We start from the raw sequence: 17,121 nt of genomic DNA, 5'->3' as shown, positions 1-17,121 counted from the left end.
CCCCTTAAATAAGGGGCTATAACAGATTTCCTTATGGGAGTAAGTATTCTTTCAACCCATTCACCAGAAATCAACTCCATTACAACGCTCAATTAGCCCTCCTTTTTAAGGAGGGTTGGGAGGTTTTATGTATAACATGGTTGTACAGGGGGTTTCTTCTACTTCACTTCAATGTAAATGTGTATTTGCTTTGTGTTTTTTGTGATTTCTTAGTGTTTTTTGTGGAATAGCCATTACATAAAAGGTGTTAGCCCCTATCGCAAATTGCGATATAATAGCAAATGGGTGGCATGAATGTTAGGACGAACAAACCCCAACCCCTTGAAAAGGGGCTATAACAGATTTCCTTATGGGAGTATGTATTCTTTCAACCCATTCACCAGAAATCAACTCCATTACAACGCTCAATTAGCCCTCCTTTTTAAGGAGGGTTGGGAGGTTTTATGTATAACAGGGATGTACAGGGGGTTTCTTCTACTTCACTTCAATGTAAATGGATATTTGCTTTGTGTTTTTTGTGATTTCTTTGTGATTTTTGTGGAATAGTAATTACATAAAAGGTATTAGCCCCTATCGCAAATTGCGATATAATAGCAAATGGGTGGCATGATTGTTAGGACGAACAAACCCCAACCCCTTGAAAAGGGGCTATAACAGATTTCCTTATAGGAGTAAATATTCATTCAACCCATTCACCAGAAATCAACCCCATTACAACGCCCAATTAGCCCTCCTTTTTTAAGGAGGGTTGGGCGGTTTTATGGTACTTTGTGGAATAGCTATTACATAAAAGGTATTAGCCCCTATCGCAAATTGCGATATAATAGCAAACGGGTGGCATGAATGTTAGGACGAACAAACCCCAACCCCTTGAAAAGGGGCTATAACAGATTTCCTTATGGGAGTGAGTATTCTTTCAGCCCATTCACCAGAAATCAACTCCATTACAACGCTCAATTAGCCCTCCTTTTTTAAGGAGGGTTGGGCGGTTTTATGGTACTTTGTGGAATAGCTATTACATAAAGGGTGTTAGCCCCTATCGCAAATTGCGATATATTGCTAGGATGATCAAACCCAACCCTTAAATAAAAACCCCAAGAAACATACACGTATGAGCAGACCCATGCAGCCTGTCCCGCTCTGCGAGATACTGTTGTGCGAGATCTATTGGCTGCCTACCCGATTACAAGCTGCCATTTTCTTTACCCGTATTGTTTTCCAAGGGAATCAACAACCAAACCAACGCAACCATTTAAAATCTTTTTGCATCTAAGGAATAGTTGGAGCTATATTTGCAAAACAGTTAACATACCCAACTATTTGCAAGCGTGGAGTATTCGAAGGATTTTATTGATAAATTGTATAAGGGCGATAGGACGGCACAACGTACACTTTACGAGTTAAGCTCGGCAAAGATGTACGGTTTATGCTTGAGGTATGTTGGCGATTCAGATATTGCTCGCGATGTACTTCACGATGGGTACATAAAAGTATTTACTTCAATTAAATCGTATAGAGGCGATGGTTCTTTTGAGGGATGGGTTCGACGGATTATTGTAAATACTGCGTTGGAGTATTTAAGGCAGAGGAAGGATTATGTTGATATTGATGTTGCCAATGGGAGTGAGGCCGAAATTCAAAGCTTAGGAGCTGATTATACATTCTATTTAGGTATTGTAAAGGAACTTCCTCCTCAATATCGATTGGTTTTTAACCTTTATGCCATTGATGAATATACACATAGCGAAATTGCTAAGATGCTCGATATTTCAGAGTCAACAAGTAAATCGAATTACTCAAGAGCAAGAGCAATTCTTAGAAGTAAATTTGAGCAAGTGATTGATTTTAAGTATGAGAAACTTGTACGATAGTAGTCATGATATTGAAATGATTAATCGCCTCAAATCAATTGAGGTTACTCCTCCTATAGGTTTATGGGATGATATTGAGGCTACTTTGCTAGCAAAACGTAAACGAAAGATTTTCATTATTACATCTTGGGCTTCTGCTGCTACCATTGCGATACTTTTTACAATTGGAGGATTTTATTATGTGAATGTTAAGGAGATAGATATTGCATCGAATAATCAAAAAAAATCAGAGATCAATAAATTAGCTGATGAGAAAGTAAACATTAAAAGTCTTGATAGCAAAGTAGCTACTGATAAAATAGAAAAGCATAAGGTTGATTTAAATGAAATTAATCGAAATGTAGTTTTAAATTCAAATACTACCCAAACCATAGAGAATTTAGAGGATAGTAAAAGATATGATGAGATTCCTAGTAAAATTCAAACTATTCAATCCAAGGTAAAAAAATCTAATGTTGATGTTGTTGAACAGCTTCACATTATTTCTGAAAGCAATCAAATCGATTTTAATGAAGTAATTGCTCAGGTAGAACCTGCCAAAAAGGATATAGGAAAATGGTATGTTGCAGCATCAGGATTTCCCGTTTACTCATTTCATACTTATGGGGCAATAAGTCGATCCGATACACGTCAGGAATCTGGTATTGTTTCATGGGGAGGATCTATTTCTATTCGATACGCTTTTTCTAATAAGTTTTCAATTGAATCGGGTTTAACCTACAGCACTATAGGGCAACAGGAGAAGAATATCTTTTTACTTTACACAGATCCTAGTAATACAGAGGTTACTGATATTCGAGGGATTTCAAATAGTTATGGTGTTCTTACAATTCCCAATACCGATTTGAAAGTTATGGATATGGGTATTTTAAATATACTCTCAACACCTGCCATTAATGCAAGTAGTATATATAAAGCTAATGCATATCAAAGATTTAGATACATTGAGATGCCTGTTATACTCGCTCGAAGTTTCAATTTGAAGAGCGTTCGGTTTACAGTAAAATCAGGCTTATCGGTGGGATATCTAATAGATAATAAGCTTCAAGTCAGCGGCTCGAATTTTAAATTAAGTGGTAAAACACGAGGAGTTGCTCCATTTGCACCATCAGCATTAGCCTCATTAGGCTTTTCAATTCCAATTACAAATCGTGCCAATTTATTAATAGAACCAACCTTTCGATTAGGGTTAAAATCTCTCTACCTAACAAATAGTAAAACTTACCCTTTCTCTACCTTTATCAAATTTGGGGTTGAGGTTCCTTTTTGATTTAATCTTATTTTGAGGTTATTTTAGCCACCAAAACACCAAAACACAAAATTTACTCACCATTTTATATTTTCAATGGAGTTCGTGAGGTCGCTTCGCTAAGTTCACTAAACTATAGTACAAAACGTTTTATTCCTTGCCCAATATTAACAACATTAAAGTTGATTAAATAACCTAAACGTTTATTAGTTAATTTCATGTGGCTTAATACTTGGGCTTCCCAAACAGGGTTTACTAAATCCACTGCCTTAATTTCACAAATTATATTATCTTCAACCAAAACATCCAGTCTTAACCCTTCATTAAAGGTGATTCCATCATAAACAACAGGAATATCAATTTGGCGTAGACACGTTAACCCCCTTTTTGCTAGTTCGTGGCAAAAACAAATTTCATATACTTTCTCAAGCAAGCCTGGCCCTAAATTTTTATGAACCGTATAAGCAGCATCAACTATTTTCTTACCAATAATATCTAGCTCATCGGAAATGGGCATGTACTTTTTTTGGTGCAATTTGGTGTTTTCGTGATTTTGTGGCATTATCTTTATTTTTAAACAAAGGAAATATTTTTTACCAGCACCTCAAAATAAGATCTAGCCTTTGACTCTGAATCTCTCCCTCAAAAGCATAAAAAATACTAACTTTGCCTGATTTTCACAAAACAAATGGTGAGAGCGAGTTGTTTTTTTATTAAAATTCGAATATGCTTATTGGTAATCTGAGGAAGAGAAAAATCACAGTGATTGGTTCTGTTGTAACATCCATTTTAACTATTGTCCTATTTATCATTCTTACCGTTGATATTGCTGGTTGCAGGGAACTTCCAGGTTCTAAAACCTTGAAAAAAGATACTACAATCTTCCGAAATCCAGCTTATCAGATACCATTACCCGAAAAGTTATCATTTGCTGGCGAGGAAGTTCCCCTTAAGTATTTTGATGTTCGTGAAAGCCTCGACCGTGAGTTGCAGCTAAATACTTACTGGCATTCACAAACATTACTTATTCTAAAACGTGCAAGCCGTTATTTCCCAATAATTGAGCCCATTCTCAAGGAGAAGGGAATTCCCGATGATTTTAAATTTTTGGCAGTTGCTGAAAGTGCATTAGCACAAGAAATTTCCCCAGCTAAAGCGGTTGGTTTCTGGCAAATTCTTGAAAAAACGGGAAAGGAGTTAGGCTTGGAAATTAACAAGGAGGTTGATGAGCGGTATAGTATTGAAAAGTCTACAAGAGCCGCATGCGATTATTTACTAAAGAGTTACAATAGATTTGGCAATTGGACTATGGCTGCCGCATCTTACAACTTTGGGAGCAATGGAATTGATAGGCAAATCGATCGTCAGAATAATGAGAGTTACTATAATCTTGTACTAGGTGATGAAACTGGTCGATATCTTTATAGAATTCTTGCGTTTAAGGCGATATTTGAGAATCCCCAGAAGTATGGCTTTGTACTAACAAAGAATAATTTATATCCTCCCTTAAAATGCTATTGTGTTGAGGTTGATACTTCAATAACCAGTATCGCTAGGTTTGCAGAGCATTTCAAATCAAACTATAAGATGATTAAAACCTTTAATCCTTGGCTACGAGAGAACTATCTCCCTAATAAAACCAGAAAAAAGTATCAAATTCAAATTCCAACTGAAGATTATAGAGAAAACGCATATAGTGAGTAGGTTTCAGACACCAGATTTTAAATGTCTAAAATCTGAGTCCACTCCGAAAAGTAATAAAATCAAAAAATGCCACTAAAACACCAAATATCACAAAATGCTGAATATATGCCAGATAACTTTGGTGGAATTTTGTGTTTTAGTGCTTTTGTGGCAAGATAATGGCTTTTCGGAGTAGGATCAAATCTTGAGTCTTAAAAAACAAATAAATGAAAATTTTAAAGGGAGAAGCAACAGAGGTATCGGTTCAGGGGGCAAGGGTACATAACCTGAAAAATATTGATGTAAATATCCCTAGGAACAAGTTAACAGTAATAACTGGCCTTAGCGGTAGCGGAAAATCATCGTTGGCATTTGATACTATCTATGCCGAGGGACAACGACGTTATATTGAAACCATGTCGGCCTATGCAAGGCAGTTTTTGGGTACAATGGAACGCCCGGATGTTGATAAGATTTCTGGATTAAGTCCAGTGATCTCTATTGAACAAAAGACTACTAGCCGGAATCCTCGATCAACCGTTGGAACAATCACAGAAATTTACGATTTTCTTCGTTTGCTATTTGCCCGTGCATCAATTGCATACTCCTATAACACGGGAGAGGAGATGGTTCGGTATACCGATGAGAGAATTGTAACCCTTATCCTCGAAAATTTTTCGGAAAAGAAAACGGGAATACTTGCCCCAATTGTTCGGGGTAGAAAAGGTCACTATAAAGAGCTGTTTGAACAGCTTCGCAGAAAGGGATATCTATACGCAAGAATTGATGGTGAGGTAGTTGAGATGCGATCTGGATTAAAGTTGGATCGCTACAAAACTCACTACATTGAACTTGTTGTTGATAAAATGAAGGTTGCCGATGTGGATAGAAAGCGACTTTCAGAATCTGTTGTTGTTGCCATGGGGCACGGTAAAGGTACAATTATGGTACTTGATATGGAGGCTAATACAAATCGTTACTTTAGCCGTCATCTGATGTGCCCAAGTACAGGTATTTCCTACAACGAACCAGCACCTCATACCTTTTCTTTTAACTCACCGCAGGGTGCATGTCCGCATTGTAATGGTATTGGCACTGTAAGTGAGGCAGATCTTTCAAAAATTATCCCGAACCCAAAATTAAGTATTAAAAAAGGGGGTATTGAACCTCTTGGCCCATATAAGAGTTCTCTGATTTTTTGGCAAATTGAAGCAATTGCTGCAAAGTATGAATTTGATATTTCAGATCCCATCGAGGATATTCCTGAAGAGGCGCTAAATGTGATCCTTTATGGATCCGAGGAACAGTTTAAACTCAAACACTCATCGATGGGACTTTCATCATCCTACTTTCTGAGTTTTGAAGGAGTAGTAAACTTTGTGCAAAATCATCAGAATGAAGAGTTGAGTGGCAAAGGGCCAAAATGGTCTGAGCAGTTTATAAGGCAAGTTAATTGTTCTGTTTGCAATGGTACCAGACTTAAGCCAGAATCGTTATGGTTTAAGGTTGATGGAAAAAATATTGCCGAGGTGTCGGCTATGGATATCGATAAATTCTGGCTTTGGCTTCAGAATTTAGAGGATAGGTTAAATAATCGGCAGAAAGCAATTGGAACAGAAATACTCAAGGAGATAAGAGAACGTGTAAGTTTCCTGCTTGACGTTGGTCTTAACTACCTCTCTTTGAATCGCAGCTCATCATCCCTTTCAGGTGGTGAAAGCCAGCGTATTAGGCTTGCAACGCAAATAGGATCAAAACTAGTTAACGTTCTTTATATTCTCGATGAACCGAGCATCGGTTTACACCAAAGGGATAATATACGCCTAATTGAATCGTTGCGTAACTTAAGAGATGCAGGCAATTCAGTGATTGTTGTTGAGCACGATGAGGAGATGATACTATCTGCCGACCATGTTGTAGATATTGGCCCATTTGCTGGTAGGAATGGTGGAAAGGTTGTTGCCGAAGGCACTCCCGAACAAATTGCCAAATCGTGTACGCTCACAGCGCAGTATTTAAATGGAACACTTACAATTCCTATTCCCGAAACTCATCGGAAAGGAACTGGGAAATCCATAATAATTAAAGGGGCAAAAGGGAACAATCTGAAAAACATAAATGTTGAGTTTCCGTTAGGAGTATTTATCTGTATAACAGGTGTTTCTGGAAGCGGAAAATCAACATTGATAAACGAAACACTGCATCCGGCAATTAGTAAAATCCTATATAGATCATTTCAAGAGCCCTTAGCCTACGATAAGCTAATAGGTTTAGAGAATGTCGATAAGGTAGTGGAAGTAGATCAGTCACCCATTGGTCGCACACCAAGATCAAATCCCGCAACTTATACTGGAGTGATGACCGATATTCGCAAACTTTTTGAGATGACTCCTGATGCTAAGATTCGAGGATACAAAGCTGGTAGATTCTCATTTAATGTAAAAGGTGGTCGTTGTGAAACATGCAGGGGTGCTGGACTTCAGGTTATAGAGATGAATTTTTTACCCGATGTTTACGTAAAATGCAAGGAATGTTCGGGAGTACGTTATAATAGAGAAACGTTGGAGGTTAAGTTCAAGGGAAAGAATATTAGCCAGATTCTTGATATGACAATCACTCAGTCTGTTGAATTTTTTGAAAACATACCATCAATCTACCAAAAGTTAAAAACCCTCAAGGAGGTTGGACTTGGGTACATTACACTGGGTCAACCATCAACAACCCTATCTGGAGGAGAGTCGCAACGGGTTAAACTAGCTGCCGAGTTAGCCAAACGGGATACTGGACAAACCCTTTACATCCTCGATGAACCCACAACAGGTCTTCATTTCGAAGATGTTCGCGTATTATTGGAGGTGCTTAATCGCCTTGTTGATAAAGGAAACACCGTTATGGTTATTGAGCATAATATGGATGTAATTAAAACTGCCGATTATATTATTGATCTTGGCCCAGAAGGCGGAGCAGGTGGAGGTGAACTTATTTGTTGTGGAACTCCCGAAGAGGTGATGAAGAATGAAAAGAGTTATACTGCTGAATACCTAAAAAGAAATTTAAAGAGGGATTTTGTAAAATCTTGATTGTTGGATTGTGATGCTGTGTTGCTGTGATGCTGTGTAATTGTGATGCTGTTTTGCTGTGGGGATGTGATACAGTGGGATCATTGGGTTGTTGGCTAATAGGTTAATTTTCAAATCTTCAAATTATTAGACATCTTCCGACTTCTGACTTCTAACTTCATTCCCACTATCGCAAACTGCGATAATTTATCGAAAATATTCAATCTTGGGACGAACTGAACTGTGTTGTAGTGGATTCATTGGGTTATTTGGTTAATTTTCAAATCTTCAAATCTTCAAATTCTCAAATCTTCAAATTCTCAAATTCCCCAATTTTCAAATTATTTTTCCTCCTTATACCATCCAGAATAAAACAGGTAATTACGAGCAATCCGTTCATTCATCTCCTTACTTTTTGAGGGATCAACCGTTTTAATGAATTTGGCAGGAACGCCAGCGTAAATGCTACTTGGTTCAACAACAACACTTTCCATAATCAATGCATTGGCAGCAACAATTGCCCCCTCGCCAATAACAGCGTTATCCATAATAGTAGAGCCCATTCCAAGCAGAGCCCAATTTCGTACCTCGGCACCGTGAACAATAACTCCATGGCCAATTGATACATCATCGCCTATATTTAATACCGTTTTTTGGTAGGTTGTGTGAAGAACAGCGTTATCCTGAATATTCACCCTATTCCCAATTCGAATGGAATTTACATCACCACGTAACACTGCACCATACCAAATACTGCAATCATCACCTATCTCCACATCGCCAATAATAACAGCAGTTTCAGCAATAAAGCAGTTTTTCCCAATTTTAGGAGTAAAACCACGTAGGGGTTTGATAAGAGCCATAATAATGCTTTTTTGCAAAGTTAGTGGAATCTGAATAAGAATGAGTCGGAAGTTAATCGGAATAAGTCAGAAACGGTGAAAAGGAATATGTAATTATACTTGATGCGAATAAAGGGTTGAATAAAACAGTATACACAATTAATAACTCCTTCTTTTAAGGCAGAGTCAAAGGGATAAAGGGTTTTTGGCTTTAGCCCAGCAGCGAGTTCGCAAAATGCGCTCGGTTTTTTTGCTTTGTGTGTTTTGTGACTACTTTGTGTGTTTTGTGGAATAACTATTACACAAAGGTTCACAAAGATTTTTTTCCAGCACCTCAAAAAAAGAATCAACCAATGAGTCGGAAGTTAATCGGAATGAATTAGGAATGTTGAAGGGTAATATGTAATTATACTCGACAAATAGCCATAACAAAAACTATCTACCAACTAATTAAACTATTATAAGTCATGTCTATATATGTTGTAAAAAACAATGCTAGATTCCCTTTATAGAATAAAAAGGTTAATTTTGTATCGAATTTTCCATGAGCCTGCTTTTGTATTTATCAGGTAATCATATTGTTACATGTTTTATAACAGTTTCATATGTAGCATTTTTTCAAAAAACTGTTTTAATTAAATTAATCTGACATGAGTGAACAAAAACAAGTCCTTGAGATTGGTGAAGTAGTAGTACGCTTCTCCGGTGACTCAGGTGACGGAATGCAGTTGACTGGTACATTATTTTCCGAAGCATCTGCGCTTTACGGGAATAGTGTAAGCACATTTCCAGATTACCCTTCGGAGATCCGTGCTCCGCAGGGGACGATTGGCGGTGTCTCTGGCTTCCAAGTAAACATTGGAAGTACAAAGGTTAATACTCCTGGAGACTACTGTGATGTGCTTGTTGCAATGAACCCTGCAGCTCTTAGGGCAAATGCAAGATGGGTTAAGCCCGGTGGAATGATCATTGTCGATAACGATACCGTTAACGAGAAGGGTCTCCAGCGTGCTGGTTTTAAAACCGATAACCCTGTTGAGGAGTTAAAACTCCAAGACTTTAAGGTAATTTTTGCAAACATTTCAAATCTTACTAAAGAAAGTTTGAAGGATACTGGTCTTGATAACAAGAGTATCATCCGTAGTAAGAACATGTTTGCACTTGGAATGGTTTACTACATCTTTTCAAGACCTTTGCATTTTACTGAGAAGTATTTTGAAACAAAATTCAAGAAGAAACCTGAGATTGTTGAAGCCAACAAGAAGGTTCTTCGCGATGGTTTCAACTACGCAGCAAACATTCAAGCAATACCCAATACATATCACATCCCTGCTGCTACAAGCATTCCAAAAGGTAAGTACCGTAACATTAACGGTAACACAGCCGTAGCATGGGGTTTCATTGCAGCATCGGAGAAAGCAAAATTGCCACTTTTCTGCGGATCATACCCAATTACCCCTGCAACCGAGATTTTAATCGAACTTGCAAAGCGTAAAGATTTAGGTGTTAAAACGCTACAGGTTGAGGATGAAATTGCCGGTATTTGTACCGCAATAGGTGCATCTTTTGCTGGTAACTTTGCAGTGACTACAACATCTGGCCCTGGTTTATCGCTTAAGAGCGAGGCTATGGGATTAGCGGTAATGACTGAACTTCCATTGGTTATTGTAAACGTTCAACGTGGTGGTCCTTCAACGGGTTTGCCAACCAAAACGGAACAATCAGACCTTTTCCAAGCATTATACGGTCGTAATGGCGAATGCCCAATGATTGTTATTGCGGCTAGCACGCCAAGCAACTGCTTCGATTATGCTTTTTTAGCTAGCAAAATCACACTTGAGCATATGACACCAGTTATTCTTTTAACCGATGGTTATATTGCAAATGGTACTGAACCTTGGATGATTCCTAGCATGAAGGATTATCCAGAGATTAAAGCTCCAATTGTTCCTGAAGGAACCGTTGGATATCAACCTTACGCTCGGGATGAGAAGCGTCTTGCACGCTCATGGGCTTTACCTGGTACAAAAGGTTTAGAACATAGAGTTGGCGGTCTTGAGAAAGATTTTATTAAAGGAACCGTTTCTCATGATCCAATGAACCACCAACGCATGACCGATATTCGCGAAGCTAAGGTTAAACGTGTTCAGGAGTTTATCCCTCAACAAGAGGTTTTTGGCGATAAAGAAGGTGATTTACTTATTGTTGGTTGGGGTGGTACATATGGTCACCTATTAACCTCTGTTCAAAAGATGCGTGATGAAGGCAAGAAGGTTTCTCTTTGCCACTTCAACTATATCAATCCACTTCCAAAGAATGTAAGAGAGATCTTTGGTCGTTATAAGAAAATTCTTGTTTGTGAGCTCAACATGGGTCAATTTGCAAATTACCTACGTATGAATTTCCAAGAGTTTAATTATATGCAATTCAATAAGGTACAAGGACTTCCTTTTACTGTTGTTGAACTAGTTGATAAATTTAACCAAGTATTGGAGGGCAAGTAATCATGGCAGAAAATTTTAAATATACTCCCCAAGATTTTAAGAGCGATCAAGAAGTCAGATGGTGCCCAGGATGCGGCGATCACTTTGTTCTGAACGCTGTTCAAAAAGCTCTTCCAGAGGTTTCCCATGTTCTTAACTATGATATAGAACGCTATGTTTTTGTATCAGGAATAGGTTGTTCAAGCCGTTTTCCTTATTATATGAAGACCTTTGGATTTCATGGTATACATGGACGTGCTTCAGCAATTGCTACGGGCATCAAATGTGCTAATCCCACGCTTAGCGTATGGCAAATCACAGGTGATGGTGATGCTCTTGCAATCGGCGGTAACCACTTTATCCATGCAGTACGTCGTAATATCGATATCAACATTCTCCTTTTCAATAACGAGATTTATGGCTTAACCAAGGGTCAATACTCACCTACTTCTAAATTAGGCTCTATTACCAAGACCTCTCCATTCGGAACCGTTGAACACCCTTTCCGTCCAGGAGAACTTGTAATTGGTGCTCAAGGTAAGTTCTTTGCCCGCTCTTTGGATATTGATGTTAAGTTGACTTCTGAGATTATGGTTGAGGCTGCTAAGCATGATGGTACTTCGGTTGTTGAGATTTTGCAGAACTGTGTTATTTATAACGACAAAACTCACGGTGTTATTACCGATAAGGAAAATCGTGAGGATAGGATTATTTCAATTCGCCACGGTGAAAAGATGGTATTTGGTAAAAATCGTGATAAGGGTCTTATTCTGAGCGGACTTAGCCTAAAGGTTGTTACAATTGGCCAAGGTGGTTTCTCAATCGATGATATTCTTACACACGATGCTTATGAGGCAAATCCAGGCGTTCATATGATGCTTGCAAATATGGCATATCCTGAATATCCTGTTGCTCTGGGCGTTATTAGAAACGTAAAAGAAACAACCTACGACGATAACGTTCGTGATCAAGTTCTTGAAGTAATGAAAACTGCAAAGATCAAAAATGTTGATGATTTACTTAACAGTGGTGATACCTGGGATGTATAATCTAACATTTGATATATAATTAAGGAGGCGTGATTTGTTCACGCCTCCTTTTTGTATTACCACCTTTACTGAATTCATTATTGATTCAACCGTTAAAAACAGTTATCTTTGACGCTTCAAATTTTCTCCAGATGCCTTATTCACAACCCTATCTCAATACTCTTGGACTAGATTTTAGCGATACTTCGTTCGATAAGTTGATGCAAAAGCGTATTCATAAAATATTGCTTATTTGTAGCAGTTATGATGCGTTTATGCTTGAGGAGGATGGTCGTATTGATGAGCAAATCTTTAACGAATACGTTTCGCTTAGTTTAAGATACCCACCAACATTCATTCAGGCTCATTCATCCCGAGAGGTTCTTACTATATTACAGGAGGAAAAGATAGATCTTATCATTTCCATGCTCAACATCAGCGACATGGATGCTTTTAACCTTGCGGGGTTACTTAAGTCAAGGTATCCAGAAATCCCAATTGTTGTTCTCACTCCTTACTCAAAAGACGTTTCATTAAGGTTACAGAAAGAGGATCTAAGTGCTGTTGACTATGTATTCTGTTGGCTAGGTAATGCGGATATCCTTTTAGCAATAATTAAGTTAATTGAGGATAAAATGAATGCAGAGTATGACCTCCAACATATAGGCGTTCAAGCAATAATCCTTGTTGAGGATTCTGTAAGATATTACTCGGTTTTTCTGCCGAATATCTATAAAATCATTTTTAGGCAATCCCGGAGTTTCATGAAGGAGGCGCTGAATGAGCATCAAAGAATGTTACGGTTAAGAGGAAGACCCAAAATCCTACTTGCAACAAATTTTGAAGAGGCAAAGAGTTTTTACGATAAATATAAAGCAAATATACTTGGCATTATTTCCGATATTAATTATAAGATTGATAATAAGCGAGACACAGAGTCAATGGCAGGATTACTACTCTGTAAACAAGTAAAGGAAGAAGACCCATATATGCCCTTTATCCTGCAATCATCAGATATCTCCAATAAATTTTATGCCGATGAGATGGGAGTGGGGTTTATTTACAAAAATTCCAAGACACTGAACATTGAACTTAGAGATTACATTATAAGCCAATTTGGATTTGGTGATTTCATATTCCGCGATCCCAAAACCTTGAAGGAGATATGTAGAGCAACTGATCTTCAGCACCTGCAGCAACAAATCCTTAACGTACCTGATGATTCTTTCCAATATCATACAAGCCAAAATCATATTTCGAAATGGTTAAATGCTAGAGCACTATTCTCAATAGCTCAGCTATTTAAGCCGTTAACTGTAAATGATTTTAAGTCAGTTTCTGAACTACGAAAGTTCATATATCAATCAATTTCTTCTTACAGGTTAAGCAAAGGGAGAGGTATTATTGCAAAATTTGATAGAAATAGTTTTGATGAATACTCATTCTTTTCAAGAATAGGTGAAGAGTCAATTGGAGGTAAAGCAAGGGGCCTCGCTTTTATCAATTCAATTATTAAGGATAATAAGTTGTTTGAGAAGTTCGAAAACGTAATAATTAGCATTCCACGAACAGTTGTTATCAGCACTGAATTCTTTGATGAATTCATGGAGGATAATAAACTTTATAAAGTTGCACTTTCAGATCTCCTCGATAAAGATATTCTTAACCGATTTTTGGAGGCTAACCTTCCCGAACGCCTCAAAGTTGATCTAAAAACAATTGCAAGTTCAATGAAGAATTCACTTGCAATTCGTTCGTCGAGTAAACTCGAAGATTCACATTATCAACCATTTGCTGGAATTTACTCAACATATATGGTTCCTTTGGTTGAGGATGTAGATACAATGCATGGGATGATTTGTCAAGCAATAAAAAGCGTTTATGCATCAGTTTATTTTAGGAGTAGTAAAGCATACATGGCTGCCACTTCGAATGTAATTGATGAGGAAAAAATGGGAATTGTAATACAGGAGGTTTGTGGCAATAGACGTGGAGATATCTTCTTTCCAACGTTCTCTGGCGTTGCACGATCAATTAATTTCTATCCAATCGGCTCCGAAACGGCAAAAGATGGGATTGCAACCGTTGGATATGGTCTTGGAAAGCTTATTGTCGATGGAGGAGCGGCTATTCGCTTTTCCCCTAAATACCCAAAAAAAATATTGCAACTCTCATCCCCTGAGATGGCTCTAAGGCAGACACAGAAACAGTTTTATGCCCTAGATATGCGACCTGAGTCGTTTATACCCTCGGTAGACGATGGTGTTAATATCCTTAAATTTGATATCAAGGAGGCAATTGACTATCCAGATTTTCGGCATGTAGTATCAACGTATGATTATCATAACCAAACTCTTCGTGATGGTTTCTATGAGGGTGGTACTAAACTGGTTTCCTTTTCAAGTATTCTTAAACACACAACCTTTCCTCTTGCAGAAATCATACAAACTTTACTGGAAATTGGACAGAAGGAGATGAATAACCCAATTGAAATAGAGTTTGCAGTAAATCTAGATACTCCATCGGGTTGGCCAAAGATTTTTAATTTCCTTCAAATCCGCCCTATTGTGGAGAATGAGCAAACCGAGGAATTTCTTTGGAGCGATATTGATTGTGAGCAAGCTTTGCTATTCTCTCGTTCAGCGCTTGGGCATGGGGTTATTAATAATATTTCTGATTTTGTATATGTTAAGCCCGAGAGTTTTAACCCATCCCATACTAAGGAGATTGCTCGCGAAGTAGAAACAATAAACCAAAAATATATCGACTTAAAGCGAAATTATGTTTTAGTTGGGCCAGGTCGATGGGGCAGTAGTGATCCTTGGCTAGGAATACCAATAAAATGGTCTCAAATATCCGAAGCAAGGGTAATTGTTGAATCTGGACTAGATAATTTTAAAGTAGATCCAAGCCAAGGGACTCACTTTTTTCAAAATCTAACGTCGTTTAGGGTTGGATACCTTACCATAAATCCCTATATTAATGATGGGAAGTATGATGTGGCATTTCTTGATTCTCAGAAATCTTTTTTTGAGACAGAACATTTAAGATGTATTAAGTTCGATAAGCAACTTACCATTCAAATTGATGGCAAGAGTAATAAAGGGGTGATTTTTAAACCTGAAAAAGTGGGTGAAGTTTGATTACAAAAGATTAATTTGGATTGAGTTTTTTTGTAAACTCTATATAACATAATGAATTTTAGATAGCCAACCAAAAGGAACGATTTAATTCCGTGAAGTTCAGTAAGGATTACCATTCAACCCTGTCTTGAAAAAGGGTCAAGGCTGAAAAAAGTTTTATAATAATGGCAAATCCCACTAAAAATGTTTTTTATCATGTTTTGATATGACATTTTTACTTTGAAATTCAAATTAAAAGGGCAAAATTTGCTTCCGATTTTAAAGAAAAACATCATTTATTATAACAAACTGAATTTCTATAATTTACTACTAAAACTAAAGCAATGAATGTTAACAAATTAATGACTGAGCTTGAGAAAAAACACCCTGGTGAAGTGGAATATCTACAAGCAGTACGTGAAGTATTAGAGTCAATTGAGGAAGTTTACAATCAAAACCCTCAGTTTGAATCAGCAAAGATCATTGAAAGAATTGTTGAGCCAGACAGAATCTTTACATTCAAGGTACCTTGGATGGATGATGAAGGAAATATTCATGTGAACCTTGCTTACCGCGTTCAGTTTAATAACGCTATTGGACCTTACAAAGGTGGTCTCCGTTTTCACCCAAGCGTTAACCTTTCAATCTTGAAATTCTTAGGTTTTGAGCAAATTTTCAAAAACTCTTTAACCACACTTCCTATGGGTGGTGGTAAAGGTGGTAGCGATTTCAATCCTAAAGGACGTTCAGACGCTGAAGTTATGCGTTTCTGTCAATCATTCATGTTAGAACTAGCTGCTCACATTGGTCCTGAGACTGACGTACCTGCTGGTGATATCGGAGTTGGTGGTCGTGAGATTGGTTTCCTATATGGTATGTACAGAAAACTAAAAAAAGAAAATACTGGTGTTTTAACTGGAAAAGGTATCAACTGGGGTGGTTCATTAATTCGCCCAGAAGCTACTGGTTTTGGTGCTACCTATTTCGCACAAGAAATGCTTGCTACCAAAGGTTCTAGTTTTAAAGGTAAAAGGGTTGCTATTTCAGGTTTCGGTAACGTAGCTTGGGGTGCTGCTATTAAAGTAACAGAATTAGGCGGTAAAGTTGTTACCATTTCTGGGCCAGATGGTTATATCCTTGATGAAGATGGAATCAGCGGTGATAAAATTGCTTTCTTACTTGATCTTCGCGGATCTAACCAAGATATCGTTGAGCCTTATGCAAAGAAATTTGCTGGTTCAAAATTCTTCGCTGGCAAACGTCCATGGGAAGTAAAAGTAGATGTAGCTATGCCTTGTGCTACTCAAAACGAGTTAGGTAAAGCTGATGCTGAAGTTTTAGTTAAAAATGGTGTTGTTTGTGTTACTGAAGGTGCAAACATGCCTTGTACTCCTGAGGCTGTTGAAGTATTCCACCACAACAAGATTTTATTTGCTCCGGGTAAGGCTGCAAATGCTGGCGGTGTTGCTACTTCTGGTCTTGAAATGTCACAAAACAGCATGAAACTGAGTTGGATGAGCGAAGAGGTTGATGCTCGTCTACATCAAATCATGAAGAGCATTCATGAATCATGCGTTAAGTATGGAAAAGACAAGAATGGTTATATTGACTATGTAAAAGGTGCTAACGTTGCTGGTTTCCTAAAGGTTGCCAACGCTATGTTAGACCAAGGTTTAGTATAATCACACTTTCCTTATATAATATAAAAGGCATCGAGAGATGCCTTTTTTGTTTTTTATCAAACCAAATATTTTTTTGAGAAAATATTTTCCTTATTTTTGAAT

The 17,121-nt window shown here is 37.7% G+C and carries 10 protein-coding genes; 8 read left to right on the top strand and 2 right to left on the bottom strand.

Annotation, left to right across the window (positions count from 1 at the left end; translation table 11 throughout):
• Positions 1–1,415 precede the first annotated feature (1,415 nt).
• Positions 1,416–1,871 carry an RNA polymerase sigma factor gene (locus HOO91_08125; GenBank protein NOU17510.1) on the top strand — a complete coding sequence of 152 codons (456 nt, stop codon included), beginning with the start codon at positions 1,416–1,418 and terminating at the stop codon, positions 1,869–1,871.
• Positions 1,852–3,141, top strand: coding sequence for an outer membrane beta-barrel protein (locus tag HOO91_08120; protein ID NOU17509.1), 1,290 nt, complete (start codon positions 1,852–1,854; stop codon positions 3,139–3,141). Before HOO91_08125 ends, HOO91_08120 begins: the two co-directional genes overlap by 20 nt.
• Before the next feature lie 112 nt (positions 3,142–3,253).
• On the opposite strand, the gene HOO91_08115 is transcribed toward HOO91_08120, so the two are convergent.
• Positions 3,254–3,682 (bottom strand): GxxExxY protein, encoded by a 429-nt coding sequence (locus HOO91_08115; GenBank protein NOU17508.1) that lies wholly within the window; start codon positions 3,680–3,682, stop codon positions 3,254–3,256.
• Positions 3,683–3,846: 164 nt separating this feature from the next.
• Between HOO91_08115 and HOO91_08110 the strand changes: the two genes are divergently transcribed.
• Complete coding sequence (locus HOO91_08110) at positions 3,847–4,824, top strand: lytic transglycosylase domain-containing protein (GenBank protein NOU17507.1); 978 nt, start codon at positions 3,847–3,849, stop codon at positions 4,822–4,824.
• A 206-nt stretch (positions 4,825–5,030) separates the two neighbouring features.
• A complete protein-coding gene (gene uvrA / locus HOO91_08105; GenBank protein ID NOU17506.1) occupies positions 5,031–7,883 on the top strand; it encodes an excinuclease ABC subunit UvrA in 2,853 nt (950 codons plus the stop codon).
• Between the two features lie 320 nt (positions 7,884–8,203).
• On the opposite strand, the gene HOO91_08100 is transcribed toward uvrA, so the two are convergent.
• Positions 8,204–8,725: a gamma carbonic anhydrase family protein gene (locus HOO91_08100; GenBank protein NOU17505.1), complete on the bottom strand. Its 522-nt coding sequence runs from the start codon at positions 8,723–8,725 to the stop codon at positions 8,204–8,206.
• A 629-nt stretch (positions 8,726–9,354) separates the two neighbouring features.
• Here HOO91_08100 and HOO91_08095 point away from each other — a divergent pair.
• From HOO91_08095 to gdhA, 4 genes are all read left to right on the top strand, one after another.
• A complete protein-coding gene (locus tag HOO91_08095; GenBank protein ID NOU17504.1) occupies positions 9,355–11,208 on the top strand; it encodes a 2-oxoacid:acceptor oxidoreductase subunit alpha in 1,854 nt (617 codons plus the stop codon).
• Positions 11,209–11,210: 2 nt separating this feature from the next.
• Positions 11,211–12,236, top strand: a complete 1,026-nt coding sequence (locus HOO91_08090; protein ID NOU17503.1) for a 2-oxoacid:ferredoxin oxidoreductase subunit beta — start codon at positions 11,211–11,213, stop codon at positions 12,234–12,236.
• Positions 12,237–12,367: 131 nt separating this feature from the next.
• On the top strand, positions 12,368–15,358 hold the full coding sequence (locus HOO91_08085; protein ID NOU17502.1) for a phosphoenolpyruvate synthase: 2,991 nt from the start codon (positions 12,368–12,370) through the stop codon (positions 15,356–15,358).
• A 323-nt stretch (positions 15,359–15,681) separates the two neighbouring features.
• A complete protein-coding gene (gdhA, locus tag HOO91_08080; GenBank protein NOU17501.1) occupies positions 15,682–17,019 on the top strand; it encodes an NADP-specific glutamate dehydrogenase in 1,338 nt (445 codons plus the stop codon).
• Positions 17,020–17,121: the final 102 nt, after the last annotated feature.

It is taken from the genome of Bacteroidales bacterium (assembly GCA_013141385.1).
GTDB lineage: Bacteria > Bacteroidota > Bacteroidia > Bacteroidales > Tenuifilaceae > UBA8529.
Note: the sequence above shows the minus strand (reverse complement) of the source record. Positions and strands in the feature narration are given on the sequence as shown.

Coding starts and splice junctions, on each gene's coding strand:
- HOO91_08125 (NOU17510.1), top strand. CDS start 1,416: ATGTACGGTTTATGCTTGAGGTATGTTGGCGATTCAGATATTGCTCGC.
- HOO91_08120 (NOU17509.1), top strand. CDS start 1,852: ATGAGAAACTTGTACGATAGTAGTCATGATATTGAAATGATTAATCGC.
- HOO91_08115 (NOU17508.1), bottom strand. CDS start 3,682: ATGCCACAAAATCACGAAAACACCAAATTGCACCAAAAAAAGTACATG.
- HOO91_08110 (NOU17507.1), top strand. CDS start 3,847: ATGCTTATTGGTAATCTGAGGAAGAGAAAAATCACAGTGATTGGTTCT.
- uvrA (NOU17506.1), top strand. CDS start 5,031: ATGAAAATTTTAAAGGGAGAAGCAACAGAGGTATCGGTTCAGGGGGCA.
- HOO91_08100 (NOU17505.1), bottom strand. CDS start 8,725: ATGGCTCTTATCAAACCCCTACGTGGTTTTACTCCTAAAATTGGGAAA.
- HOO91_08095 (NOU17504.1), top strand. CDS start 9,355: ATGAGTGAACAAAAACAAGTCCTTGAGATTGGTGAAGTAGTAGTACGC.
- HOO91_08090 (NOU17503.1), top strand. CDS start 11,211: ATGGCAGAAAATTTTAAATATACTCCCCAAGATTTTAAGAGCGATCAA.
- HOO91_08085 (NOU17502.1), top strand. CDS start 12,368: ATGCCTTATTCACAACCCTATCTCAATACTCTTGGACTAGATTTTAGC.
- gdhA (NOU17501.1), top strand. CDS start 15,682: ATGAATGTTAACAAATTAATGACTGAGCTTGAGAAAAAACACCCTGGT.